The 25,121-nt window shown below is 72.5% G+C and carries 25 protein-coding genes; 19 read left to right on the top strand and 6 right to left on the bottom strand.

Annotated features, from left to right (window positions below; all coding sequences use genetic code 11):
* Position 1: 1 nt before the first annotated feature.
* The 3 genes from ACZ7LV_RS30625 to ACZ7LV_RS30615 all read right to left on the bottom strand — a co-directional run bounded on the left by ACZ7LV_RS30625 (position 2) and on the right by ACZ7LV_RS30615 (position 5,788).
* Positions 2–2,920, bottom strand: coding sequence for a Z1 domain-containing protein (locus ACZ7LV_RS30625; protein WP_471944273.1), 2,919 nt, complete (start codon positions 2,918–2,920; stop codon positions 2–4).
* A gap of 120 nt (positions 2,921–3,040) precedes the next feature.
* Complete coding sequence (locus ACZ7LV_RS30620; RefSeq protein WP_471944064.1) at positions 3,041–4,621, bottom strand: ATP-binding protein; 1,581 nt, start codon at positions 4,619–4,621, stop codon at positions 3,041–3,043.
* Between the two features lie 150 nt (positions 4,622–4,771).
* Positions 4,772–5,788, bottom strand: coding sequence for an SEC-C domain-containing protein (locus ACZ7LV_RS30615; RefSeq protein WP_471944062.1), 1,017 nt, complete (start codon positions 5,786–5,788; stop codon positions 4,772–4,774).
* A gap of 167 nt (positions 5,789–5,955) precedes the next feature.
* Here ACZ7LV_RS30615 and ACZ7LV_RS30610 point away from each other — a divergent pair, with 167 nt between their 5' ends.
* The 5 genes from ACZ7LV_RS30610 (at position 5,956) to ACZ7LV_RS30590 (ending at position 9,479) form a co-directional block, all read left to right on the top strand.
* Positions 5,956–6,381: a VOC family protein gene (locus ACZ7LV_RS30610; RefSeq protein ID WP_471944061.1), complete on the top strand. Its 426-nt coding sequence runs from the start codon at positions 5,956–5,958 to the stop codon at positions 6,379–6,381.
* A 113-nt stretch (positions 6,382–6,494) separates the two neighbouring features.
* A complete protein-coding gene (locus ACZ7LV_RS30605; protein WP_471944059.1) occupies positions 6,495–7,274 on the top strand; it encodes a class E sortase in 780 nt (259 codons plus the stop codon).
* Positions 7,275–7,347: 73 nt separating this feature from the next.
* Positions 7,348–7,668, top strand: a complete 321-nt coding sequence (locus ACZ7LV_RS30600) for a DUF6412 domain-containing protein (RefSeq protein WP_471944057.1) — start codon at positions 7,348–7,350, stop codon at positions 7,666–7,668.
* A 104-nt stretch (positions 7,669–7,772) separates the two neighbouring features.
* Positions 7,773–8,492: a YidC/Oxa1 family membrane protein insertase gene (locus ACZ7LV_RS30595; RefSeq protein ID WP_471944055.1), complete on the top strand. Its 720-nt coding sequence runs from the start codon at positions 7,773–7,775 to the stop codon at positions 8,490–8,492.
* A gap of 129 nt (positions 8,493–8,621) precedes the next feature.
* A complete protein-coding gene (locus tag ACZ7LV_RS30590) occupies positions 8,622–9,479 on the top strand; it encodes a fumarylacetoacetate hydrolase family protein (RefSeq protein WP_471944053.1) in 858 nt (285 codons plus the stop codon).
* A 63-nt stretch (positions 9,480–9,542) separates the two neighbouring features.
* On the opposite strand, the gene ACZ7LV_RS30585 is transcribed toward ACZ7LV_RS30590, so the two are convergent.
* The 3 genes from ACZ7LV_RS30585 to ACZ7LV_RS30575 form a co-directional block, all read right to left on the bottom strand.
* Positions 9,543–10,418 carry an LLM class F420-dependent oxidoreductase gene (locus ACZ7LV_RS30585; RefSeq protein ID WP_471944051.1) on the bottom strand — a complete coding sequence of 292 codons (876 nt, stop codon included), beginning with the start codon at positions 10,416–10,418 and terminating at the stop codon, positions 9,543–9,545.
* A gap of 89 nt (positions 10,419–10,507) precedes the next feature.
* Positions 10,508–11,026, bottom strand: coding sequence for a heme-degrading domain-containing protein (locus tag ACZ7LV_RS30580; RefSeq protein ID WP_471944049.1), 519 nt, complete (start codon positions 11,024–11,026; stop codon positions 10,508–10,510).
* Positions 11,023–12,108 carry a Gfo/Idh/MocA family protein gene (locus ACZ7LV_RS30575; RefSeq protein ID WP_471944047.1) on the bottom strand — a complete coding sequence of 362 codons (1,086 nt, stop codon included), beginning with the start codon at positions 12,106–12,108 and terminating at the stop codon, positions 11,023–11,025. Before ACZ7LV_RS30575 ends, ACZ7LV_RS30580 begins: the two co-directional genes overlap by 4 nt.
* A gap of 460 nt (positions 12,109–12,568) precedes the next feature.
* On the opposite strand from ACZ7LV_RS30575, the gene ACZ7LV_RS30570 reads away from it, so the two are divergent.
* The 14 genes from ACZ7LV_RS30570 (at position 12,569) to ACZ7LV_RS30505 (ending at position 25,106) form a co-directional block, all read left to right on the top strand.
* On the top strand, positions 12,569–13,777 hold the full coding sequence (locus tag ACZ7LV_RS30570; RefSeq protein WP_471944045.1) for an ROK family transcriptional regulator: 1,209 nt from the start codon (positions 12,569–12,571) through the stop codon (positions 13,775–13,777).
* Positions 13,778–13,882: 105 nt separating this feature from the next.
* Positions 13,883–14,752 carry a hypothetical protein gene (locus ACZ7LV_RS30565; RefSeq protein WP_471944043.1) on the top strand — a complete coding sequence of 290 codons (870 nt, stop codon included), beginning with the start codon at positions 13,883–13,885 and terminating at the stop codon, positions 14,750–14,752.
* Positions 14,753–14,783: 31 nt separating this feature from the next.
* Entirely contained in the window at positions 14,784–15,539 is a 756-nt protein-coding gene (locus ACZ7LV_RS30560) for a GntR family transcriptional regulator (RefSeq protein ID WP_471944041.1), read from the top strand.
* A 122-nt stretch (positions 15,540–15,661) separates the two neighbouring features.
* On the top strand, positions 15,662–16,795 hold the full coding sequence (locus tag ACZ7LV_RS30555; RefSeq protein ID WP_471944039.1) for a TIGR03364 family FAD-dependent oxidoreductase: 1,134 nt from the start codon (positions 15,662–15,664) through the stop codon (positions 16,793–16,795).
* A gap of 5 nt (positions 16,796–16,800) precedes the next feature.
* Positions 16,801–17,514, top strand: a complete 714-nt coding sequence (locus ACZ7LV_RS30550) for an HAD family hydrolase (protein ID WP_471944037.1) — start codon at positions 16,801–16,803, stop codon at positions 17,512–17,514.
* Complete coding sequence (locus ACZ7LV_RS30545) at positions 17,514–18,563, top strand: ABC transporter ATP-binding protein (protein WP_471944035.1); 1,050 nt, start codon at positions 17,514–17,516, stop codon at positions 18,561–18,563. The genes ACZ7LV_RS30550 and ACZ7LV_RS30545 overlap by 1 nt, the downstream gene beginning before the upstream one ends.
* A complete protein-coding gene (locus ACZ7LV_RS30540) occupies positions 18,556–19,458 on the top strand; it encodes a 2-aminoethylphosphonate ABC transporter permease subunit (RefSeq protein WP_471944033.1) in 903 nt (300 codons plus the stop codon). The genes ACZ7LV_RS30545 and ACZ7LV_RS30540 overlap by 8 nt, the downstream gene beginning before the upstream one ends.
* Entirely contained in the window at positions 19,445–20,242 is a 798-nt protein-coding gene (locus ACZ7LV_RS30535; RefSeq protein ID WP_471944031.1) for an ABC transporter permease, read from the top strand. Before ACZ7LV_RS30540 ends, ACZ7LV_RS30535 begins: the two co-directional genes overlap by 14 nt.
* A 56-nt stretch (positions 20,243–20,298) precedes the next feature.
* The gene (locus ACZ7LV_RS30530) at positions 20,299–21,360 is read left to right on the top strand and encodes a 2-aminoethylphosphonate ABC transporter substrate-binding protein (protein ID WP_471944029.1); all 1,062 of its coding nucleotides are present in this window, start codon (positions 20,299–20,301) and stop codon (positions 21,358–21,360) included.
* A 209-nt stretch (positions 21,361–21,569) separates the two neighbouring features.
* Positions 21,570–21,722: a hypothetical protein gene (locus ACZ7LV_RS30525; RefSeq protein WP_471944027.1), complete on the top strand. Its 153-nt coding sequence runs from the start codon at positions 21,570–21,572 to the stop codon at positions 21,720–21,722.
* An 80-nt stretch (positions 21,723–21,802) separates the two neighbouring features.
* Positions 21,803–22,582, top strand: a complete 780-nt coding sequence (locus tag ACZ7LV_RS30520; RefSeq protein ID WP_471944025.1) for an HAD-IIA family hydrolase — start codon at positions 21,803–21,805, stop codon at positions 22,580–22,582.
* A 169-nt stretch (positions 22,583–22,751) separates the two neighbouring features.
* The gene (locus tag ACZ7LV_RS30515) at positions 22,752–23,318 is read left to right on the top strand and encodes a hypothetical protein (protein ID WP_471944023.1); all 567 of its coding nucleotides are present in this window, start codon (positions 22,752–22,754) and stop codon (positions 23,316–23,318) included.
* A 6-nt stretch (positions 23,319–23,324) separates the two neighbouring features.
* Positions 23,325–23,990 (top strand): class F sortase, encoded by a 666-nt coding sequence (locus tag ACZ7LV_RS30510; RefSeq protein ID WP_471944021.1) that lies wholly within the window; start codon positions 23,325–23,327, stop codon positions 23,988–23,990.
* Between the two features lie 93 nt (positions 23,991–24,083).
* A complete protein-coding gene (locus ACZ7LV_RS30505) occupies positions 24,084–25,106 on the top strand; it encodes a glycoside hydrolase family 6 protein (RefSeq protein WP_471944019.1) in 1,023 nt (340 codons plus the stop codon).
* The last annotated feature ends 15 nt before the right edge of the window (positions 25,107–25,121 follow it).

Here is a 25,121-nt window from a genome sequence, read left to right as displayed (position 1 = left end):
CTCACGAACGCATATCGTCACGGTCGATGATCGCGGCTTCCGCCTTGGTCGAGTCGATCGCACGGAACCGAACCAAGGGACGGTCGCCCTGAGCCGTCGACGGCGGGGCGACGAAGGCGAAGGCCATGACCAGGTCACGCGGATCGATCGAACCGTCGGACGCGATCCGGGGTTCCGATTCCACCACGGGATAGAGCACCAGCGCACCCCGACGCGGACGGACGTTCTGCTCGACGGTGACGTTTCCGGTGAGGTTCGTGGCCCCCGCCAGGCGCTTCGCCGCATCGACGTGCTTGGGGTCACGGATCGCCCCGAACAGTGCCCCGCGGCGACGCTTGCGGCGGGCGAGCGAGAAGGGGCCGTGCCCCAGAACGCGCGCCTCGTTGCGGCCGGCGGACGTCTGGAGCGGAGCGATCACGAACCAGTCGTCGATCGTGCCCGGCTCCCGCCCGGCGTCCAGCAAGAACTCCAGATGGGGCGAGAACTGCTCCGGGACGGACCAGCGCAGGTCGCACAGCACCGTGAGCAGGTCGCTGTGCGACACGGTGCCCACCAGTGCGTCATAGTGCGGACCCCCGTCCACACCGAGAGAGACGGGAGCGGGCGACAGTGCTTCCAGGACCGGCGCCCAGCACTCGGTGTTGCGACGCAGCGCGTCGGGCTCCTCCGGGTATGCCGTGGGCTCCTCCCAGACGCCCGGCGACCGCACCTCCACCAACTCAGCGTTGAACATCTTGTTCCTGGCCGATGGCTTCACCCATGGCAGATGCTGGGCCACCAACGGCGGGATCTGGGCCGGGGTGACCTGGGGCCGGCCGTCCACCAATGGCGCGTAGCGCGCCAGTTCGGTGCGGAAGAGTTCCTCGTCCCGGCAGATCGCCTCGAAGGCCTCGTAGAGGTCGACGGTCTTGGCGTTGCGACTGCGGCCGAGGGTCTCCTCACGGCCGATGTACAGGCGCACCAGATCCCGGTACCCGGGCCGGAAGCCGAACCAGCGGCCCATCTGCATCAAGGTGTCGGCCTGCTGCGTCGTGCGGCGGTAGTACGTGATCGTCAGACCCTCGACCGTGAAGCCGCGGGACAGCTTGGTGCCGCCGACCAGGATCTTCCAGACGTTCGGGGTGCGGTCGAAGTCCAGGTCGGGCTGGGCGTAGTCGCGCTCGCTCTCGCCGTTGACGACGATGACGGGGCTGCCTCCCCGATTGATCAGCTGGCAGGATCCGGAGATGAAGGGCTTCAGGTCCGCGTACGTCTCGGGCGTGGGCAGGGAACTGTCCGCGTAGGTGTGGAAGTCCTTGTCGAAGAGGGACGCCAGACGGGTGTGCCCTGCAGGGCCCGTGTAGGCGGCGTGGCGCCACATCGTCCGGATGCGCTCGGCGAGCACGGCGTGCTCGGCCATGCGGACCGATTCGTGCACGAGCATCGTGTGGTGGCGGAACGGGCCGGAGGGTACGCCGTGCTTCTCGCGGTATAGCTTCAGAGCCCCAGTGAGGACGAAGGCGTCCATGGCCTCCTGGAGACGGTCGCCCGTGGACTCCGCCTCCATGAGGGGGTCGCCCGTGTAGTCGCAGATGCCTCGGACATGTCTCCGCTCGGCCTCGCCCTCCTCGCCGTCGACGGAGTCCAGGTCGTGGAAGTCCTGAACGCCCATGTAGCCCGTCGGGCGGGGCAGGGAGATCAGGAAGTCGCGCGGGAAGAGGTCCTTCTCGTCACCCGGGTCGATGAACACGTTGGCGAAGGGGGTCGCGGTGTAGCCGACGTACTGGGCTCGAGGCAGGAGGGTGAGGAGCTTGCTGATCTGGTCGTTGATCGCGGTGCGGGTGACCTTGCCGTCCTCCCACTTCTTCGGGTCCGTCGTGTTCACCGAGGCTTGGTCCGACTCGTCGTCGATGATCAGGGCCGGTATCTCGCCGAGGAGTGGACCGATCTTCTTGAGGTCCCTGACCAGATTCTCCAGCACCGACTTGTTCTTCTTCACGACCATGACGCGGGCGCGGGCCGCATGCAGGTTCGCGGGGTCGAACAGCGGGCGCGTCGGGTCCGGCTTGTCGAACTCCAGGGCGCTGATGCCGCGCTCCAGGGACACGTAGTCACGGTCGCGAGAGGTCAGGCGCTCGATGTCGAAGGCGCCGAGCGTGGAGGGACGGGCGCCGAACGAGACGAACTTCGCCGGCCAGTCCTCGTCGTCCTGGTAGTCGATGCCGACCAAGGCGTCCGGGTCGTCCGGGTCGGCGGCGCCCAGGATGTTCTCCTGGCCGATCAGTTCCATGTCGAGGCGGCGTTGTGTCTGGCCGCGCAGCAGGTTCAGGGTGCCGCCCAGGACGATCACCAGACGGTAGCCCGCGTCGATGGCCTTGGCCGTGACACCGGTGAAGTTGGCGGTCTTGCCGGACTGCACGTAGCCGACGACGAGTCCGCGCGCGCCATAAGGGTCGTCGCGGGTGGGGTCGGCGAGCCGTTCCACGACGGCGTGGGCGGCCTCGTCCAGACCGGAGACCGCTGCGTCGTTCCAGCCCTTGCGACGCAGCAGCCGCTCGTAGGAGGCCCAGTAGAACGAGCGGTTCGCCGCATGCTCCTTGGTGTACCAGGCCTGGAACTCACGGCTGATGGTGACGGGGCCGGGCTCCACGTGGACCGGGACGGCCGCGTCGAGCGCCTTGCTCAGGTCCGCGCCGAGCGCGAGCCGCTCGTGGACCTCGGCTCGGCGTTCCGGTGTGCGCGGCGCGGTGGCCGACCAGGCGGGGGACTGTTCGAAGTCCCAGGCGATGAGCTTGCGGCGCCAGAGCGCGAGCAACTCGTCGCCGGGGTCAGCGGTCAGGACGCGATCGCGGAAGCGGGACAAGTCCGTGTCGGCGGGTTCGTCGGGGTCGGCGAGGGCGGAGGCCAGGTTGGCGAAGGGTTTGGGGCCGCGTCGGCTCATCGCGTCGAGGACCTCGCCGTGGAGGTCGGTGAGGTGGTCGGAAGCGGGCGCGTTCTCTGCGGTCACGGCGGCGGGCCGGCCTTTCTGACGTACGGGACGGTGTGAGGGGGAGACGGCGGACTAACCCTCGTCGCGGGCGAGTTCGGCCCGTACCGCGGTGACGAGCACGCTGTTCCACAGGGCGACCTTGTCGGTCTGATTGGCCCAGACCCGCTCTTTCTGGAAGATCTCGTTGAGCATCAGATAGAGGAGGCTCTTGAGGACCGGAGCGTCGTTGGAGCCTCCGCGTCGGTCGCCGTTGAAGGCGTGCCGGTAGTCCTTGTTGAGGACGACCCGGCGCTCTTTGTGGTCGATCGTGAAGAGCAGTTCGGTGGAGTCGACTCCGGGTGGCGTGTCGAGCCTGGCCCAGGTGAAGGTGATGGGGTCGTTGCCCTCGAGCTGCGGCAGTTCGTCCCGCAGCGTGCGCTTCAACTTGGGGTCGATGCCCTTGCCGGGCGGGATGACGGCGACGCGCTTGACCTCGGTACGCCGCTTGGCGGCTTCGCGGTAGGTCGCCTCGGCCTCTCGAACGTATTCGGTGAAGGTGTGGCCAGTGGTGGGGGCCGCCGCCTTCTCCAACCCCCGGGCGAACGCGGGGGTGACCTGGACGCCGTCCTTCTTGACGGTCAGCGCGAACACGTCATTGGGCTGGGGTGGAAGATCCACGGCGATCCTGGCGAGGGCGAGGTGGCCCTCCGGGCTGCGGGTGTCGTTCCAGCCGCCTGCTTGGACGAGCCTGTCGTTTCGGTAGAGGTAGAAGCCCTGGCGTTCGGCGAGCGGGCCGATGCCGCGGAATGCGACGAGTGGTGATTTGGGCGGCCATATGTGCGCCTCGAGTGCGACGTTGCCGACGCCCTCGACGGGAGCGACGTACGTCCGGGGATACCCGGCGCGGCCCGGAACGCGGTAGCCGAACGGGTCGATGGGCTCCACGCCCCGGTGGTCCAGTTCCTCCCGGGTGTGGACATCCTCGACGACGATGTCGATGTGGAAGCCGTCGCGGGCGAGGAAGCGGTGGAGGTAGAGGCCGAGGTGGGTCTCCAACCGCTCGATGGCGTCGTTCAGGTAGCGGTCGGTCTGGCCGTCCGTGATGGTCTCGAACGCGCGCACATCGTCCCAGCGCACGATCGTGCCGTGCCAGCCGATCACGCCGTCATAGCGGTCGACCAGGTTCTGGCAATAGCTCGCGTCGACGATGTCGCAGGTGAAGTCGGCCTGCGCGCGGGCGGTGAGCCAACGGCGGCCGGCCGACGGGCTGCGCTTGGTCCGGCTGATCACGGTGAGCGCGTCAGCATGCGACAGCGAGGCGGCCTTCAATCCGGCGCCGAAGTGCCCGAGGGCGCCGACGGCGTATTCTTCGCGCCCGCCCACGGTCATCGCCGTGTCCAGGCTCCCCTCGTCCATGCCGTCGCCGTCGTCGATGACGAGCAGGCCGACGAGGCGGTCGCGGCCGCCGCGCTCACCGGTGTCCCGGAGGAAGCTCACGACGATGTTGTGGGCCTGCGCGTCGATGGAGTTGTCGATCAGGTCGGCGATGGCCGCTTCGAAGCCGTAGCCCTGGTGCGCGAGCGATTCGAACGACCTGGCCGCCGGAGGGAGCCGCTTGCTCCCGCTGGTGGGTACGTCGAACTGCCACTCCGATGAAGACTGGTAGGGCGGCATGTCATTTCCTCGCGGGCCGGGACATGCCTGCCGCTGCGGGCATGCCGATTCAGCTGATCGCCCATGACGTTAGCGTGCGCGAGTTGTGGAGGAGTAGTGGGATCGGAACAAATAGGGCCGTCGCCCAGGGAATGTGTTACGCCGCCGACGTCAGGCCACGGCCCCGTGGCACTCCGCGTACCTCCGCCCCGTTCCGCACCAGCAAGCCCCCGTCCCCTCCGGGGGCCAAGCCACCGCGCGGCCCCGTGCCGCGAGGGTGGTGGCGTACTGGGGGAGGAGGGTCGGGTCGTCCGGGGTCGTGCCCTCCGATGCGGCGAAGGCCTCGAAGGAGGGGACCGTGCCGGTGACGACGCCCAGGTTGGGGGTGCCGGAGGACGACAGTTCCCGCAGGGAGGTCTCTATGGTCGACAGGTGCTCCTCGTGGGAGGGGTACTCCGACGACAGCGCCGGGTACGCCGAGAGCAGTTCCGTCAGTTCGCCCTGCGGCCAGTGCAGGACCGCGACGGGGAACGGGCGGGACAGGGCCTCCCGGTAGGCGCCGAGTTCGGCGCGAAGGCGGGAGATCTCCGCCTCCAGCTCCGCCGGGTTGTCCGAGCCCAGGGACCACACCCGCTTCGGGTCGTGGAGTTCGTCCAGGGAGACCGGCATGGAGTGCAGGGTGTCGGCCAGGGTGTCCCACTCGTCGTGGGGCAGGCCCAGCATGCGGCGCACCCGGTGGCGGCCGAAGAAGAGGGGGTGCGTGGGCTGCGGGGGGCGTGCGCCGTCCGTCACGAGGAGCCGGGCGGCCTGCGTGAGGACCTCCTGCGCCGTCTCCAACTCGTCGTGGGCCTCCAGTGCCTCCGCCACGATCACCCAGGGGGCCGCGTCGCGCGGGGACGCCGTGCGGATGCCGTCGATGATCGCCCGGGCCTCGGCCTCGTGGCCGTACTCCCAGAGGTTCGCGGCCTTCAGGGCCCGGACCAGGAACGGGTCGTCCAGGCTGTCGCCGGAGGAGAGCAGGCGGTCGTAGAGCGCGGTCGCGGCGGGGCGGTCGCCGGACAGTTCGAGGTGGGCCGCGGCCCGCAGCAGCAGGGCTTCGGCGTCCTCGGGGTACAGGCCGGCGGTTCGCTCCAGGCGGGCCGCCTCGGTGGCGTGGTCGACGTTTTCGGCAGGCGTGTCGGGGCGCATGGGGGACACCGTACTGCCGAGCGGTGACAAAGGAGAGTCCGTCCCCCGCCCGTGGCCGGCCGGCAGGACGAACACCGCCCTGCGCCCGCGTCCGGCGGGACGGGCCGCCCGTCGCCCGGGGCGCCCGCCGGTGTGACCGCGTCGCCCCGCTGCGGCACAGTGAAGGTATGGATGACAGGGACACCGGTCTCGCCGGGGCCCGACCGGCCACCCGGCTGCCCGCCCAGGACCTGGAGCGGGCCCGCCGCTTCTACTCCGAGAAACTCGGTCTCGAACCCGTCGACGAGCGGCCCGGCGGGCTGCTGTACCGGAGCGGCGGCGTGGAGTTCGCCCTGTTCCTGTCGGCGGGGGCCTCGCCGGGGACCTTCACGCAGATGGGCTTTCAGGTCGACGACGTCGACGGTGTGGTCGCGGCGCTCCGGCGGCGCGGTGTCGTCTTCGAGGTGGTCGACCTGCCGGGGCTGCGGACGTCGGAGGACGGCATCGCCGACGTCGAGGGGCACTATCCGAGCAAGGGGGCGCGGGGCGAGCGTGCCGCCTGGTTCCGGGACAGCGAGGGGAACCTGCTCGGGATCGGGGAGCCCGTCGTCTGACACCCATCCGTGACCGCGGGCGAAAGGACCCGCGCGGGTCTGGAGACCTCACGCCTCGCCGCTTATCGTGCGGGCGGCCCGTCCCATGGCGACGGGGGAGGAGGCGTCCGCCCATGCGCGTGCCCGTCGTGCAGCACACCGACCGGCGGCGGCGCGCCCGGCGGCGGCGCGCGCTGTGGACGGGTGCGGAGGCCCTCGTCACCGTCGGCGTCGTCGTCCTGCTCCTGGTGGTCCACCAGTTGTGGTGGACCAACCGGCAGGCCAGGCAGGGCGCCCAGCGGCAGGTGGCCGCCCTGGAGCGGGAGTGGGGCGGGGCCCGCGGGCCGGTCCAGGGGGAGGGCGGCGACCCGGCGGACCACGACGACGCGGACCCACCGGTCCGGGCGCGGCCCGGCGCTCGGACCGGCGGGCCCGCCACGGCGCCGGCGCCCGCGTCCGGGCCCTCGCGTGCCTACGCCATCCTCGCCATCCCCCGCCTGGACCTCCGCGTCCCCGTCGCCGAGGGCATCAGCAAGCCCGACGTCCTGGACAAGGGCTACGCCGGTCACTACCCGGGCACCGGGCAGCCCGGCCGCGCCGGGAACTTCGCGCTCGCCGGGCACCGCAACACCCACGGGGAGCCCTTCCGGTACCTCGACCGGCTCGGCGACGGCGACCGGATCGTCGTGGAGACGCGGGCCGCGGTGTACACGTACGCCGTCGACCAGACCCTCGTGCGGACCTCTGCCCATGACACCGGGGTGATCCGCCCCGTGCCGCGCAGCCTCGTCCATCCCGGCCGGGGCTACAGCGCGCCGGGCCACTACATCACCCTCACCACCTGCACCCCCCAGTACACCTCCACGTACCGCCTGGTGGTCTGGGGCACACTCCTTTCCCTGCGCCCCCGGTGAGGCGCCCCCGGTGAGGTATAAACGAACGACAGCACGCCGTACGCGCCCGAGGGACACGAGAGGGGGAGCCGCGATGATCCAGCGCTGCGCGAGGTCGCGCGCCGGCCTCCTGCTCCTGACCCTCTTCGTCCTCTTCCTCGACCTCGTGCCGCTGGACGCCGGCACCCTGACCGCCACCGTCGCGCTCGCCGCGACCGCCGCGGCCGGGTCGGCGTTCGCGCTCTCCCAGCTGGTCGCCGCGCGCTGCGCGCCCGCCGTGCCGCCCACGCGGGTGCGTACGGCGATGCGCGACCGGGACCTGCGGACGGCCTTCCTGCCGCAACGCGACCCCGACGCCAAGGGGCGCACCCGCCCCCGAGCGCCGGGACACGCCCTCCTGACGACCGTCGCGTAGGGCACGCCACCCCGGAGCAGCACCTCACCGTGACCCCCCGCGCGGGTCGTCTTGCCGCCATCCCATGTCCCGGCACGACGAGACCCACCACGGAGGGCTCACCCATGTCCGTTTTCGCCAACTTGGTCGAGCAGCTCGCCGAGTTGCTCCAGCCGTTGTTCCACGCGTCCGCGGCCGCCGCCGCGATCGTCCTGTTCACCGCGTTCGTACGGCTGCTGGTGCTGCCGTTGTCCCGGGCGTCCGCCCGGGGGCAGAAGGCGCGCACCGCGTTGCAGCCGAAGATCGCCGAGCTGCGCGAGAAGCACCGCAGGAACCCCGAGCGGCTTCAGCAGGCCGTGCTGGAGCTGCACGCGAAGGAGAAGGTGTCCCCGCTGGCGGGCTGCCTGCCCGGTCTGCTGCAGATCCCCGCCTTCTTCCTGCTCTACCACCTGTTCTCGAACCCGACGATCGGCGGTGAGGCCAACGCCCTGCTCGGGCACGAGCTGCTGGCCGCGCCGCTGGGTGACCGGTGGCTGGACGCGCTGGCCGACGGCGGGGCGTTCGGCACCGCGGGGCTGGTGTACGTGGCGCTGTTCGCCCTCGTCGCGGTCGTCGCCGTGTTCAACTTCCGCCGTACGCGGCGGATGACGGCCGCAAGCGGTCCGGTACCGGCCGACGGTGAGCGGCTGCCGGGTCTCGGCGCGGTCGGCGCCGTCACCAAGGTGATGCCGTTCATGTCCTTCTTCACGCTGGTCACGGTGGCGGTGGTGCCGCTGGCGGCCGCCCTGTACGTGGTCACCAGCACGACGTGGAGCGCGGTGGAGCGGGCCGTGCTGTACCGCTGAGCGGAGCGCTGCCTACGGTCCAGTACGTGAACGGGTATTGCGGACCGGACCGTCAGCTTGGAGGATCGACCAGTCCTCCGATGGCTGCACACGTCAGGGGGCGCCCCACGATCGAGGGAGATTGTGACCATGAAGCTGCTGCGAGTCGGAACGGCCGGGGCGGAACAGCCCGCGCTGCTCGACGCCGAGGGCGTGCTGCGGGACCTGTCCGGACTGGTGCCGGACATCGACGGCGCGTTGCTCGCCGACGACGCGGCGCTCGGCCGGATCCGTGCGGCCGCCGATGCCGGGGACCTGCCCGTACTGGACGGCACGGGGCTGCGGATCGGGCCGCCGCTCGGGCGGATAGGCAAGGTCGTGTGCATCGGCCTGAACTACCACGACCACGCCCGGGAGACGGGGGCCGAGCCGCCCGCCGAGCCGGTGGTGTTCTTCAAGGCCGCGGACACGGTGGTCGGGCCGCACGACACGGTGCTGGTGCCGCGGGACTCGCGCAAGACCGATTGGGAGGTGGAGCTGGCGGTCGTCATCGGCCGTACGGCCCGCTATCTGGAGTCGGCCGAGGAAGGGCTCGCGCACGTCGCCGGGTACGCGGTGGCGCACGACGTGTCCGAGCGGGAGTTCCAGATCGAGCGCGGCGGGACCTGGGACAAGGGCAAGAACTGCGAGACGTTCAACCCGCTGGGGCCCTGGCTGGTGACGGCGGACGACGTGCCGGACCCGCAGGGTCTGTCACTGCGGCTGTGGGTCAACGGCGAGCTGAAGCAGGACGGGTCCACCCGCGACCAGATCTTCCCCGTGGGGGAGGTCGTGCGGTACGTGAGCCGGTTCATGACCCTGTACCCCGGTGATGTGATCAACACGGGGACGCCCGCCGGGGTGGCGATGGGGCAGCCGGAGCCCAAGCCCTACCTGCGGGCCGGGGACGTGGTGGAGCTGGAGATCGAGGGGCTCGGGCGGCAGCGGCAGGAGCTGAAGGACGCCTGAAGGGTCGCACCGGGAGGGCGGCGCGCCGCGCCGCCCTCCCGGCGTTCCCGCCGGACGTCGTCGTCAGGCCAGCAGGGCGGCCAGCCGGCGCCACTCCTCGCGCGGGAGCGCGTCGCCGGAGCCGGTGCCGATCACCTGGAGCGCCACATGGTCCGCGCCCGCCTCATGGAAGGCGGTGACGCGTTCCCGGATGCGGTCCTCCTCGCCCCAGGCGTACACCGCGTCGATCAGGCGGTCGCTGCCGCCGTCCGCCAGGTCGGCCTCGGTGAAGCCGTGCCGCAGGAAGTTGTTCGTGTAGTTCGGGAGCGCCAGGTACATGGCCAGGTAGTCCCGGGCGGCGGCGCGGGCCCGGTCCGGGTCCCGCTCCAGGACGACCTTCAGCTCGGGGGCCAGGATCGGCGCCTCGCCCAGGATCTCCCGGGCGTAGGCCGTGTGCTCCGGCGTCACCAGGTACGGGATCGCGCCCGCCGAGCGGTCGCGGGAGAGCTCCAGGGTCCTCGGGCCGAGCGCGGCGAGGAGGCGGCGCCCGGCGGGTACGCCGGCGGCGTCCAGCGCGTCGAGGTAGTCGACGAGGGCCGAGTACGGGCGGCGGTACTGCTGCGTGAACTTCTCGTGGCTGACGCCGAGGCCCAGGACGAAGCGGCCCGGGTGGGCGGCCTCCAGGTCCGCGAAGGCCGCCGCGCTGTCCTTGGCCTCGTACTGCCAGATGCTCTGGATGCTGGTCCCGACGGTGATCTCGGCCGTCGCGCCGATGAGCGGGGCGGCGTGCTGGGCGCCGGGGCTGCCGCCCAGCCACAGGGCGCCGTAGCCCAGGTCCTCCAGTTCCGCGGCGGCGTCCGCCAGTTCGCCGCGCGCGGCGGGGTCCTCGGAGCGCAGGCCGGTGCTCCAGATGCCGTACCGTCCCAGCCGTTCCTTCAACGAGGCTGCGGGCTTGTCCATGGAAGCGATCCCTCCGGTTGCTGTGACGGCCGTTACACCGATGTGTAACCGGAGGGCCGCTCGGGCTAATCCCGCAGCAGGGACGGGAATCAGGCCCGGTCGCCGCTCAGGAAGTGTTCGAGCGCCTCCACCACCATGCGGTGGTCCTGGAGCTGGGGCAGTCCGGACACGGTCACCGAACCGACGACGCCGACGCCCTCCACGGTGATGGGGAAGGAGCCGCCGTGGGCGGCGTAGCGGTCGGGGTCCAGCCGGGAGGACTCCTCGAAGGTGGTGCCCTTGGCCCGGAAGCGGGCGCCCACCAGGTACGACGCGGAGCCATAGCGCTCCACCACCCGGCGCTTGCGGGCGATCCAGGCGTCGTTGTCGGGGGTCGAGCCGGGCAGGGCGGCGTGGAAGAGCTGCTGGCCGCCGCGGTGGATGTCGATGGCGACCGGGGCCTGGCACTCCCGGGCCACCTCCACCAGCAGCGAGCCGAGCGCCCAGGCGTCGTCGAAGGTGAACCGGCGGAACACCAGACGGCGTTCCTGGGCCTCCAACTCCTCGATGCCGGGCGTCAGTTCGGGGGTGGTCGCCGGGGTCGTCGTGGTCGTGTGGCTGTGCGTCACAGGGTCACCGTCACTCCGTCGCGGGCCGAACGGCGGGCCGCTTCCAGTACGTCGAGGGCGGCGGCCGCCTCCAGGGCGGTCACCGGGTTGGGGGCGCCGTCGCGCAGGGCGGCGGCGACACCGGCGTAGTACGCGGGGTAGTCGCCGGGCAGGGTGGGCACGGGGCTCCCGCCACCGGTCAGCGGGGACTCGCCGGAGCCGAGGCGGCCCCACAGCGACTCGGGCTCGGTGCCCCAGCCGGCGGTCGTGGCGGGGCGGTGCCCGTCCTTGAGCGCCGCCTCCTGCGGGTCGAGGCCGTACTTGACGTAGCCGGCCCGCGAGCCCAGCACCCGGAAGCGCGGGCCGAGTTGGGCGGTCGTCGCGGAGGCATAGAGGTGGGAGCGGACGCCGCTCGTGTGGGTGACGGCGATGAAGGTGTCGTCGTCGGTCTCGGCGCCCTGGCGGCGGACGTCGGCCTCGGCGTACACGGAAGCGGCGGGGCCGAAGAGGACCAGGGCCTGGTCGACGACGTGGCTGCCGAGGTCGTAGAGCAGACCTCCGATCTCTGCGGGGTCGCCGGACTCGCGCCAGCCGCCCTTGAGCTGCGGCCGCCACCGCTCGAAGCGGGACTCGAAGCGCCATACGTCGCCCAGTTCGCCCTCGGCGACGAGGTGGCGCAGCGTCAGGAAGTCGTTGTCCCAGCGGCGGTTCTGGAAGACGGAGAGGAGCAGTCCGCGCTCCTCGGCGAGGGCGGCCAGCTCGCGCGCCTCGGCCGCGGTGCCGGCGACCGGCTTGTCGACGACCACGGGGAGGCCGGCCTTCAGGGCGGTGGTGGCGAGGGGGACGTGCGTCTTGTTCGGGGACGCGATGACGACCAGGTCCAGGTCGTCGGCCCGCTCGAACAGCTCGTCCGGGGTGGCGGCGACCCGCACGCCGGGGTGCTCGGCGCGGGCCTGTTCCTGCCGCTCGGGGTGCGAGGTGACCACCGTGTCCAGGGCCAGGCCCTCGGTGGTGGCGATCAGCGGGGCGTGGAAGACGGAGCCCGCGAGGCCGTAGCCGACGAGGCCGACGCGGAGGGGCGAGCCAGGGGGTGTGCCAGTCATGCGTCCACTTTCGCAACGCTGTTGCCAAAGTGCAAGCGCGGGGGAGAATGGGATGGTGAACAGGGCGAACAACACCACAGGAGCGGCCGGGGGACCCGGCGCGGACGGCGCCGGGCGGGGAGTGGACGGCACCGGGCGGGCTACGGGCGGCGCGGAACGGGGTGCGGCTGGCGGGGGGCCCGGCGGGGATGGGGCGGGGCGGGGTGTGGGCGGTGCGGTGCGGCGGGGTGCGGGCGGTGCGGGGCGGGGTGGGGATGTCACCGGGCGGGCTACGGATGGCCCGGGACAGGGCGTGGACGGTGGGGGACCCGGCGCGGGCGGCGCGGGGCGGGCTACGGGCGATGCGGGACAAGGTGCGGACGGTGGGGGACCCGGCACGGGCGGTGCCGGGCGGAGTGCGGACGGCCGGGGGCTGGTTGGAAAGAGCGCAGGGCGGGCTTCGGGTGGCGTCGGGCGTGGTGTGGACGGTGCCGGGCGGGAGGGGAGCGGTGCGGGGGATACCGGGCGAGGTGCGGGCGGCGCGGAGGGTGGGGGGCCCGACGCGAGCGGTGCGGGGCGCGGTGCCGAGGGGGTCGGGCGGGGGCGGTTGGGGGCCAATTTGCTGGCCGTGCGGAGTCACAACGCCGCGCTCGTCCTCGAACTCCTGCGCGGGGCCGGGACGGAGGGTGTCAGCCGGCTGGAGCTCGCCGGGCGGACCGGGCTGACCCCCCAGGCCGTCAGCAAGATCATCGCTCGGATCCGGGACGAGGGCCTCGTGACGGAGGCGGGGCGACAGGTGTCCACGGGCGGCAAACCGCGCACGGTGCTGCGGCTGGTGCCGGGGGCCGGGCACGCCGTGGGCGTGCATCTGGACCGGGACGAGCTGCGGGTGGTGCTGGTCGACCTGGCCGGGACGGTGGTGGGGGAGCGGCGTACGGCGATGGACCTCGGGGCGGGCGCCGAGGCCGTGGTCGGGGACGTGGCCGCACTGGTCGCCGAGGTGCTCGGCGGGACCCCCGCCCGCGAGGTGCGGTCGCTGCTCGGCGCCGGGGTCGCGCTGCCCGGACCTCTCGACCACGTCCACGGCGTGCTGCACCGGGTCACCGGGTTCCCGGAGTGGGACGGGTTCCCGTTGCGCGACGTGCTGGGCCGCCGACTCGGGGTGCCGGTGGTGGTCGACAAGGACACGAACGCCGCCGCCCTGCGGCTCGCCGTGGCGGGCGGCGGCGGGTCCTTCGCGTACCTGCACTTCGCGGCGGGGCTCGGCAGCGGGCTGGTGATCGGGGGCGCGGTGCATCGTGGGGCGCGGACCGGGGCGGGGGAGTTCGGCCACCAGGTGGTGCAGCTGGACGGGCCGGTGTGCGGGTGCGGGAACCGTGGGTGCGTCGAGGCGCTGTGTCTGGACGCGGTGGCGCGGGGGGACGTGGCGGAGGCGGCGCGGGTGCTGGGGGTCGGCGCGAGCAACCTGATCGCACTGCTCGACGTCGACCGCGTGCTGCTGGGCGGCCGGATCGTCGAGGCCGCGCCGGAGCGGTTCGCCCACGGGGTCGCCGAGGTCCTCGCGGAACGCGCGCGGCGCACGGGCGAGGAGGCGGTGCCGGTCCGGATCGCGGAGGGCGGCAGCCGCGCGGTCGCCGAGGGCGCGGCACAGCTGCTGCTGGCGCCGCTGTTCGGGCGGGGCGGGGGGTGAGGGGGGTGAGAGGGCAGGCGTGAACCTGCCCGATCGGGCGGACCCGTTGGGCCGTACGGCGCGGTGTCCTCGCGGAGCGGGCGGGGGGTGACGCGCAATGGGGACATGCGACTGTGCACGCCCGTGTCCCTCTGCCTCGCCGCAGCCGCCGCCCTCCTCGCCGGAGCCGCACCGCCCGTGCACGCGGTTCCCGCACCCGCCCCCCGGGCGGCCTCCGCGCCCGCCTCTCCCGCGGCCTCCGTGTCCTCGGTGCCCGGAGCGTCCTCGGCGCCCGGAGCGTCCTCGGTATCCGCCCCGCGAGCCGCTCCCGAGGCCGAGTGCGCCGGTTCCGACGACCGGCAGTTCCCGATCACCACCCGCATCGTCGGCGGTCCCGCCTCCTACGACGCCGGCGGCGGGTACGGGACCTGGTCCATCGAGCTCAGCAACACCACGCGGAGCGCCTGCGCCGGCATCCACCCGGTCGTCGTGCTCGTGGACGGTGAGCGGGAACTGAAGCCGTCGCAGCCCCGGCTGGAGTTCTACGAGGGGGCACAGCCCCGCGCGGTGCGGTTCGAGCGGACCGACCAGGACGAGCTGGTCGGCGTCTTCGACGACGGTTTCGCGGGGTTCACCGTCCAGCCGGGGCAGACCCTGACGGTGCGGGTGCGGCTGGCGTTGACCTCCGACGCCGTACCGAACGACATCACGGCCAACGCGGCCGTCGTACAACGGCGTGCGGACGACGGCGACTGGGTCGGGCAGTCGAACGACTACCGGTTCCGGGTGCGGGCGGCCCCGGAGTCGGAGGGCGCCGCGGAGCCCGGCGGCGACGACCCGTCCGCGGCCGCGTCCGCCGCCCCCGACGGGGGCCTCTCGTTCGCCGACGAACTCGCCCGCACCGGCCTCACCACCCCGCGCGGTGCCCTCGCGGCCACCTCCTTCCTGCTGGTCCTGACCGGCACCGCCCTCGTGATGGTGCGCAGGCGGCGCTGAGCCGCCGCATGGCCCGTGCGACGATCCCTGCGTGGACTACCCGAACGACCAGGCCCCCGGCGCCCCCGTCCGCTACGGCATTCCGGAGCACGGCCGCATCCCCAAGTACTACGCGGTCAAGGCGCGCCTCGACCGGCTGATCGAGGACCTGGGGGAGGGCGGGCTGCTGCCCACCGAGCGCGATCTCTCCGAGCGCTACGAAGTGGCCCGCGAGACCGTCCGACAGGCGATCCGCGAGCTGGTGCTGGAGGGCAAGCTGCGCCGGCAGGGGCGGGGAACCGTCGTCGCGGGCCCCAAGCTGGCGCAGCCGCTGTCGCTCGCCAGCTACACCGAGGGCGTCCGGCGGCAGGGCCTGACCCCGGGCCGGCATCTCGTCACCCTCGACCGCTTCCCCTGTCCGGACACGCTGGCCGCCGAGACCGGGCTGCGGCGCGGCGAGCCCGTCTGGCACCTGGAGCGCCTGCTGCTCGCCGACGACGAGCGGGTCGGTCTGGAGAGCACGTACGTCGCCGTGTCCCGGCTGCCCCGCCTCGACACCGACTTCGACCCCGACTCCTCCTTCTACGCGTGGCTGGGGGAGCAGGGCATCGGGTTCGGCGACGCCGACGAGCGCATCGAGACGGTGCTCGCCACCCCGCGCGAGGCACTGCTGATCGGGACGCCGCCCGCGCTGCCGATGCTGCTGATCCACCGGGTCTCCCGGGACACGGAGGGGCAGCCGCTGGAGCGGGTGCGGTCCCTGTACCGGGGCGACAGGTTCTCCTTCACGACGCATCTGGGGGGCTGAAGTTCTTCGGTCCGACGCCGCTCGAACTGTCACGGAATGATAACGGGTCTAGCCCAAACTTGATGGCTCGTTCACGCTCTCGTTGTCGGCCGGTCCCTTCCGGTTCCCCCAGCGCGAGGAGCGTGGCAGTCGTGAGAGTGATAGTCGTCGGAGCCGGCGTGGTGGGCACCATGCACGCCTGGCATGCAGTGAACCGTGGCCACGAGGTCGTACAGATCGAGCGCGAGGCGGAGGCTCGCGGCGCGTCCCTGCGCAATTTCGGCCAGATCTGGGTCAGCGGCCGCGCGGGCGGTGAGGAACTGGAGACCGCCCTGCGGGCCCGTGAGCTCTGGGAGGAGATCGGCGGCCGTGTCCCGGCCCTCGGCTTCCGCCCGAACGGCTCCCTGACCCCGGTCCGCGGCGACCTGGAACTCGCCGTCGCCGAGGCCGCCGTGGCCCGCCCGGACGCCGCCGCCCGCGGTTACAAGCTGCTGAACCCCGCCGAGGCCCGCGCCCTGAACCCCGCCCTGCGCGGCGAGTTCACCGCGGCCCTGTACTGCGAGCGGGACGCGGCCGTCGAGCCCCGCACCGCGCAGCTCGCCCTGCGCGAGGAACTGCTGACCTCGCCGCGCTACCGCTTCCTGCCCGGCCGCGAGGTCCGTGACGTCATAGGCGCCAACGCCGTCCGCGACGACCACGGCGACGTCCACCAGGGCGACGTGGTCGTGCTCTGCACCGGCGCCTGGCTCGGCGGCCTGGTCCGCGAGCTGGCCGGCCCCGACCTGCCGGTCCGCCGGGTCCGCCTGCAGATGATGCAGACCGACCCCCTCGGCGAGCGGCTCCCCACCTCGATCGCCGACGCCGACAGCTTCCGCTACTACCCGGCCTACCGCGGCGCCGCCCTCGACGAGCTCAACGCCGGGCAGCCGCAGCCGCGGACCGCGGCCGAGCACCGTATGCAGCTGCTCATGGTCCAGCGGGCCGACGGCGGGCTGACCATCGGCGACACCCACGAGTACGAGCACCCCTTCGCCTTCGACACCCTCGAAGACCCCTACGACCACCTCACCGGCGTCGTCGAGTCCCTGCTCGGCCGCCCGCTGCCGAAGATCCGGCGCCGCTGGGCCGGGGTGTACGCCCAGTGCACCGACACCTCCCGGGTCGTGCACCGGCAGCAGGTCCGCGACGGCATATGGCTGGTGACCGGGCCCGGCGGGCGCGGCATGACCTGCTCGCCCGCGATCGCCGAAACCACCGCGAACGAACTTGGCTGGTGAACACCATGACGAACCCGTCGACCACGACGCACCCCACCGACATACGCCTCGTCGTCCTCGACATGGCCGGCACCACCGTCGCCGACGGCGGCCTCGTCGAGCGGGCCTTCGACGCCGCCGGCCGCGAGCTGGGCGTCGAGCCCGGCACTCCGGACCACGCCGAGAAGCTCGACTACGTCCGCGCCACCATGGGCGAGTCCAAGATCTCGGTCTTCCGCCATCTGTTCGGCACCGAGGAGCTCGCCCGGCGCGCCAACACCGCCTTCGAGAAGGCCTACGGCGAACTGGTCGACGGCGGGCTCGTCGCCCCGGTCCCCGGGGCCCGCGAGGCCATCGAGGAGATCCTGGCCGGCGGCCGCACCGTCGTCCTGACCACCGGCTTCGCCCGCGTCACCCAGGACGCCATCCTCGCCGCCCTGGGCTGGCAGGACCTGGTCCCGCTCACCCTGTGCCCCGCCGACGCGGGCGGACGCGGGCGGCCCTTCCCGGACATGGTGCTCGAAGCCTTCCTGCGCACCCAGGCCGCCGAGGACGTCCGGCAGGTCGCCGTCGTCGGCGACACCTCGTACGACATGCTCAGCGGCGTCCGCGCCGGGGCGGGTCTCGTCGCCGGAGTCCGCACCGGGGCGCACGGCGACGAGGCGCTGCGCGAGGCGGGCGCCGGCCATGTCCTCGACTCGGTCGCCGGCCTGCCCGCGCTCCTGCGGGGGACCGGCTGATGGGCATCCGCTTCGACTCGGTCACCGTCGCCTACGACGGCAACGTCGTCCTCGACTCCCTGGATCTGACCGTCGCCCCCGGCGAGGTGATGGCCCTGCTCGGGCCGTCCGGCTCGGGCAAGACCACGGCCCTGCGCGCGGTCGCCGGGTTCGTGCGGCCGGTCTCCGGGCGGGTCTTCCTCGGCGACCGGGACGTGAGCGACCTGCCGCCGTACCGGCGGGGCATCGGGATGGTCGTCCAGCAGTACGCCCTCTTCCCGCACCTGCGCGTCGAGGACAACGTCGCCTTCGGGCTGAAGGCCCGCAAGGCCGACCGCGCCGGGATCCGGCAGCGGGTGGCCGAGGCCCTGGAGATGACGGGGATGGCGGCGTACGCCCGCCGCTACCCCCGCGAGCTGTCCGGCGGCCAGCAGCAGCGCGTGGCGATCGCGCGGGCGCTGGCGATCCGGCCGGGCGTCCTGCTGCTCGACGAGCCGCTGTCCGCGCTCGACGCCCAGCTGCGCTCCGGCATGCTCGCCGAACTCGCCCGGCTGCACCGGGAACTGCCCGAGGTGTCGATCCTCTACGTCACCCACGACCAGGTCGAGGCGCTGACCCTGGCCGACCGGATCGCCGTGATGGACAAGGCGCGGCTCCAGGCCTGCGGCACCCCGCGTGAGCTGTACCGGGCACCCGCGAACGAGTTCACCGCGTCCTTCGTCGGCAACGCCAACCTGCTGCCGGTCACGGTGGGGCAGGGCGGCGTGGCCTTCGCCGGCGCCGAGCTGAAGCTGGACACGGGGTCCGTGGCCCCGGGCGCCCGGGCCACGCTGTGCGTACGCCCGCACCTGGTCGGGCTCGGCTCCGGGCCCAACCAGCTCGCCGGGACCGTCTCGGAGATCCAGTGGCGGGGCGCGACGCACCGGCTGTACGTCGACGTGGACGGACACCGGGTGCTGGCGGACCTGCGGGAGCTGCGGGATCCGCCGGCGCTCGGGGAGGCCGTCGCGCTGCACTTCGCGCCCGAGGACGCGGTGCTGCTGCCCGCGGGGGTGAGTGCGGATGGCTAGCGCGACACTCGGGACCGCGGTGCCCGGCACCCCGGCGCCCGGGACTCCGGTGCCCGCGACCCCGGCCCCGTCCCGCAAGGTGCCGGCCTGGATCTGGGCCCTGCCCCCCGTCGCCCTCCTCGGCCTGTTCTTCCTCTACCCCCTCGCCCTGGTCGTCCAGCAGTCCCTCCAGCCGGACACCGGCGGCACCTCCGTGCGGCCCTACGCCGACGTCTTCGCCTCGGAGGCGTTCCGCGAGGCCCTGTGGACGACCGTCTGGCTGGCCGTCGCGGCCACCGTCGGATGCCTCGTCCTCGGCTTCGTGCTCGCGCTGGTCATCGCGTTCGTGCCGTTCCCCGGCGCCCGGGCGGTGTCGAAGTTCATCGACGTCTTCCTCTCCTTCCCGTCCTTCCTGATCACGCTCGCCCTGCTGTTCGTCTACGGCTCGGTCGGCATGGCCAACGGGCTGTGGACGGACGTCACGGGCACGGCGGAGGGGCCCTTCCAGTTCCTCACCACGCCCTGGGGCGTGCTCCTCGCGGAGATCACGTACTTCACGCCCTTCGTGATCCGCCCCCTGCTCGCGGCCTTCTCCCAGCTGGACACCGCGCAGCTGGAGGCGGCGAGTTCGCTGGGCGCGCGGGCACCGCGGATCATCCGGCAGGTCATCCTGCCGGAGGCACTCCCGGCGCTCGCCGCCGGCGGCAGCCTCGTCCTCGTGCTCTGCCTCAACGAGTTCGGGATCGTGCTGTTCACCGGGGCGAAGGGCGTCACGACCCTGCCGATGCTCGTCTACAGCAAGGCGATCCTGGAGTCCGACTACCCGGGCGCGTGCGTGGTCGCCGTCGTCAACGTCCTGATCTCCGTGGGCCTGTACGGCCTGTACCGGGTGGTGAGCCGTCGTGCTGGTGCATAGCCGCAAGGCGAAGTGGACCGTGTGGACGGTCTTCTTCCTCCTCTTCCTGCCGCTGTTCGCCCTGCCGCTCCTCGTCGTCCTCGGTGCCTCCTTCGCCACCAACTGGTCGAGCGTGCTGCCCTCCGGCTTCACCACCGGCCACTACTCCGCGGCCACCCGGGGTGAGGCCCTGCAGGCCCTCACCACCAGCCTGGTGACGGCGGTCGCCGCGAGTCTGCTCGCGCTCGTCGCCGGCACCTGGGCGGCGCTGGCGGCGGCCGCCCTGCACAGGCGGTACCGCAAGGTGCTGGACGCCCTGTTCGTGCTGCCGGTCGCGGTGCCCTCGGTGGTCGTGGGCCTCGCGATCCTGGTCGCCTTCTCCCAGCCGCCCTTCCTGCTGAACGGCACCCGCTGGATCGTGATCGCCGCCCACACCGTCCTGGTCACCGCGTTCGCGTACCAGTCGGTGGCGGCCGCGATCGTCCGCCTCGACCCGGCGTACGAGCAGGCCGCCGCCTCCCTCGGTGCCCGGCCCTCGTACGTCCTGTGGCGCGTCAGGATCCCCCTGCTGCTGCCCTCCCTGACCGCCGCCGCCGGCCTCTGCTTCGCCCTGTCCATGGGCGAGCTGAGCGCCACGATGATGCTCTATCCGCCCGACTGGACACCGCTTCCGGTCCTCATCTACGCGGCCACCGACCGCGGCGCCCTGTTCGCGGGGTCCGCGATCGCCGTGGTGCTCATGGCGGCGACCCTCCTGGTCCTGCTCGCCGTGTCCAAGATCCGCACCAAGGCCTCGTACCGCTAGTCCACCTCTCTGCCCGCCCCCCGAACAGCTCGGTCACGCAAGGAGTTCACCTCGCCATGCCCGCAAAGAACCTCAAGCCGATCGCCGCCGTCCTCGGCAGCCTCGCCCTCGCCGCCTCCCTGACCGCCTGCGGTGGCAGCTCCGCCGCCTCCGACGAGAAGGTCGTCACCGTCTACAGCGCCGACGGCCTCAAGGGCGAGAACGGCGACGGCTGGTACGACCAGGTCTTCAAGGACTTCGAGAAGGAGACCGGCATCAAGGTCGAGTACGTGGAGGGCGGCTCCGGAGAGATGGTGCAGCGCGCCGTCCGTGAGAAGCGCAACCCGCAGGCCGACGTGCTCGTCACCCTCCCGCCCTTCATCCAGCAGGCCGACGACAAGGGCCTGCTCCAGAAGTACGCCCCGAAGGGCTCCGACCAGGTCAACGGCGCCGACAAGTCGGCCGAGGCCACCTGGACCTCGGTCGTCAACAACTACTTCGGGTTCGTCCACAACACGAAGGAGCTGCAGCAGGCCCCCACCACCTGGGAGGAACTGCTCGACGCCAAGTTCAAGAACAAGCTCCAGTACTCCACCCCCGGAGTCGCCGGCGACGGTACCGCCGTGCTCATCAAGGCCATGCACGACTTCGGCGGCGAGCAGCAGGCGATGGACTACCTCGGCAAGCTCCAGGCCAACAACGTCGGTCCGTCCGCCTCGACCGGCAAGCTCGCGCCCAAGGTCGACAAGGGCGAACTGCACGTCGCCAACGGCGATGTGCAGATGAACTTCGCCCAGTCCAAGTCCATGCCCAACCTCGGCATCTGGTTCCCGGCCCGTGAGGGCGGCAAGCCCACCTCCTTCGCCCTGCCCTACGCCGGCGGCCTGGTCACCGACGCCCCGCACGGCGAGAACGGCAGGAAGCTCCTCGACTACATGCTGAGCCAGAAGGCGCAGGCCCAGGTCAGCGAGATCGGCGGCGGCTTCGCGGCCCGCCAGGACGTCAAGGCGACCGACGCCAACGCGATCGCCCTGACCAAGCTCATGGACGGCGTCGAGATCTTCGAGCCCGACTGGAACGACATCGGCGAGAACCTGACGAAGTACGTCGACTCCTGGAAGTCGGCGACCGGCAGCTGAGCCACCCCGCACCACGGAAGACGCAACGCCCCTGGCACCACCACCGGGGGCGTCGCCATGCCCGCGTCCGCCCATCCGTCCGGAGGTTCCCGGCGTACCCGGTCACCGGCGGCCGTGCCGCGACCCTCAGCTGCACCACCTACTACCGCCAGGAGTCCCCGCAGAAGGGCGAGGTCCTCGTCTCCTACGACGGCGCGGCCCCGGTCCTGGTGCGGACCTACACCGCCGACGTCCCCTCGCGCACCGAAAACGTCACGCTCCAGATCCCCGCCGGCGTCGGCATGGTCCGCGTCCGCTTCCGGTACACCGCGGGCAACAACTGGTACGGGGTGATCGACGGAGTCAGGATCACCCAGTCCTGACTAGTCTTAGGGGCGTCGGTACGCCGCGGTTCCGGCGCCCCCAGCTCGTTTCGCACGTACGCCAGGAGTGATCGACGCACATGGCAGACCGCAAGCCCATCGACTCATGGCTGACCGACATGGACGGAGTCCTGATCCACGAGGGCATCCCGATCCCCGGTGCCGACTCCTTCATCAAGAAGTTGCGCGAGTCCGGCAAGCCCTTCCTGGTGCTGACCAACAACTCCATCTACACCCCGCGCGACCTGCACGCCCGGCTCCGCCGGATGGGCCTGGACGTGCCGATCGAGAACATCTGGACGTCGGCGCTGGCCACGGCGAAGTTCCTGGACGACCAGCGGCCCGGCGGCTCGGCGTACGTCCTCGGCGAGGCGGGCCTGACCACCGCGCTGCACGACATCGGCTACATCCTCACCGACCACGAGCCGGACTACGTCGTCCTCGGTGAGACCCGGACGTACTCCTTCGAGGCCATGACCAAGGCCGTACGGCTCATCCTCGGCGGCGCCCGCTTCATCTGCACCAACCCGGACGAGACCGGCCCCTCCACCGAGGGCCCGCTCCCCGCGACCGGCGCGGTGGCCGCGCTGATCACCCAGGCGACCGGCCGCAAGCCCTACTTCGCGGGCAAGCCGAACCCCCTGATGATGCGCACCGGTCTCAACGCGATCGGCGCCCACTCCGAGACCAGCGCCATGATCGGCGACCGGATGGACACCGACGTGCTGGCGGGCATGGAAGCCGGCATGCAGACCTTCCTGGTGCTGACCGGACTGACCCGTCCCGGACAGGTCGAGGACTTCCCGTACCGGCCCTCCCAGATCGTCGACTCGATCGCGGACCTCGTCGACCGCATCTAGGGCAGCCGGCCGGCCCGTCAGCCAGGCCCCGGGCCCGCGCGCGCCGCACTGAAACCAGGCCCGGGGCAGATCGGGGTGAACCCCACCCGTTCGGAGCAGTCCCGCCCCTGTTGAGGATGCAGGGGCGGGTCGTGCGGGGGAGTCTCCAGGAGTCTGGAGGTTCACCACGATGGGTTCACTGCGACTCACTCTCTGTACGGGCGTACTGGCGGCCACCGCGACCCTCGCACCGGTGGCGCACGCCGCGGACGGCGGCGTCTCGGTCAGCCCCACCACCCCGGCCCCCGGCGGCGACCTGGGGCTGCGGGTGACCGGATGCACGGGAAGGACCGGCGTCGCCACCTCGGCCGCCTTCGTCGGCGAGGCCCGGCTCAGCGGCATGGACGGCACGCTGACCGGCGAGACCAGGATCCGCTCGGCGCTGCGGCCGGAGCGGTCCTACGAGGTCCAGGTCACCTGCGACGGCGCGGACGGGCCCAGGTCGATCACCGCGCCGCTCACCCTCGCCGACGGATCCGTCCGGTCCTCGGACGGGCAGCACCCGTCCGGCCATGCCTCGCCGATCGCCCCCGTCAAGGCGGGGGGCGGGGGCACCGCGCGGCTCGCCGCCGGGGACGAGGACGCCCGGGCGACCGGGCCCAACGCGGCGCACGCCGTCACCGGACTGGTCCTGGCCGGCGCGGCCGGCGTCGCCGTCAAGGTGCTCGGCGGCCGCCGGAGCCGCAGGACGGGCTGAGCGGCGATGTCCGACCGGGAAGGAGCCACCGGCACCGGACGGCTGGTCACGGGCGTGGTCTGGGCGGTGCTGCTGCTCGGGCTGTGGCTGTGGGGCCGCGAGGTGACCGACGTACGGCACGGCACGATGTCGCCCGCCACGGGCGACATGGCGGCGGCGGGCCGCCCGCCCGTCGCCGCCCTGCCGCCCGCCGCCGAGCCGCTGACCGGCGCGCGGCCCCAGCGCCTGGACATCCCCGGCCTCGGCATCCAGGCGCCGGTCGTGGCCCGCGGCCTCGACGCGCAAGGCGCGGTCGACCCGCCGCCGTACGACCAGCCCGGCGTCGTCGGCTGGTACGGGGCCGGCACCGAGCCGGGCGCGGCGGGCACCGCGCTGATGGTGGGCCATCTCGACACCGAGACCCGCCCCGCCGTCTTCCACGCGCTGAGCGCGCTGCGCCCCGGCCAGACCGTCCGCGTCGTCCGGGACGACGGCAAGGTCGCGCAGTTCACGGTGGAGGACGTCACGGTCCTCGACCGGGACCGCTTCGACGCCCAGCGGGCCTACGGGACACGGGAGTCGGGGCGTGCCGAGCTACGGCTGATCACGTGCGGCGGCACCTTCGACCGCGCCGCCGGCAGCTACACGGCGAACGTGGTCGTCTCGGCGTATCTCACCGGAACCGTCGTGTAACAGCTCCCGGCCGGGCCCCTTCGCCACCTCGTGGGAGCAACGCGGCGTATGTCAGGATTGGGCCTTGGACCGGTGCACCCAAGGGGGAGTTGGATGTACGGCAGCAGGGGGGCGGCCGGAGTGCGGGCGACCGCGGTGGTGCTGGGGGCGGCACTGCTGATCGCGGGCTGCACGTCCGGTGACGGAGACGGTGACGGGGACGGCGACGACGCGGGCGGCGCAAGCACCCGGCGGCCCCAGACGGCGACGCCGTTCTGGGTCAACCCGCACGGGAACGCGGCCGAGCAGGTCGCCGCCTACGTGCGCGACGGCAGGGAGGCCGAGGCGGAGGAGATCCGCAAGATCGCCGAGCAGCCGACCGCCGAATGGATCGGCCCGGAGAACCCGCGGCGGGAGGCGCGCGGTTTCACCGAGGCCGCCGCGCGGGCCGACCGGACGGCCCTGCTCGTCCTCTACAACATCCCGCACCGCGACTGCGGCCAGTACTCGGGCGGTGGTGCCGCCGACGGTGCCGCCTACCGGGCCTGGGTGGACGGCGTGGCCGAGGGCATCGGCGACCGCTCCGCGACGGTGATCCTGGAACCCGACGCGCTGCTGCACCTGGTGGACGGCTGCACGCCGGACGAGTTCCACGAGGAGCGCTATGCCCTGCTCGGGTACGCGGTCGGCAAGCTCACGTCCCTGCCCGGCACCGCGGTCTACCTGGACGCCGGCAACGCCGGCTGGGGCCACCCCGACCAGATCTTCGCGTCCTTGAACAGGGCGGGCATCGCCGAGGCCGACGGTTTCTCGGTCAACGTCTCCAACTTCTATTCCACCGAGGAGTCCCTCGCCTACGGCAAGGAACTGTCCGCCAAGGTCGGCGGCAAGCACTTCGTCATCGACACCAGCCGCAACGGCAACGGCCCCTACACGGAGGGCGATCCGGGTGAACGCTGGTGCAACCCGCCCGGCCGCGCGCTCGGCGAGACCCCGACCACCGAGACGGCCGACCCGTCGGCGGACGCCTACCTGTGGATCAAACGCCCGGGGGAGTCGGACGGCGAATGCAAGGGCGGCCCCCGAGCCGGCACCTGGTGGCCCGCGTACGCGCTGCGGCTGGCCCGCGCCTCGTGAAGCACCCGGGCAGCC

It is taken from the genome of Streptomyces sp. NPDC107562, assembly GCF_055657325.1.
The sequence above is the reverse complement of the archived record's forward strand: the minus strand, read 5'-3'. Positions and strand labels throughout refer to the sequence as shown.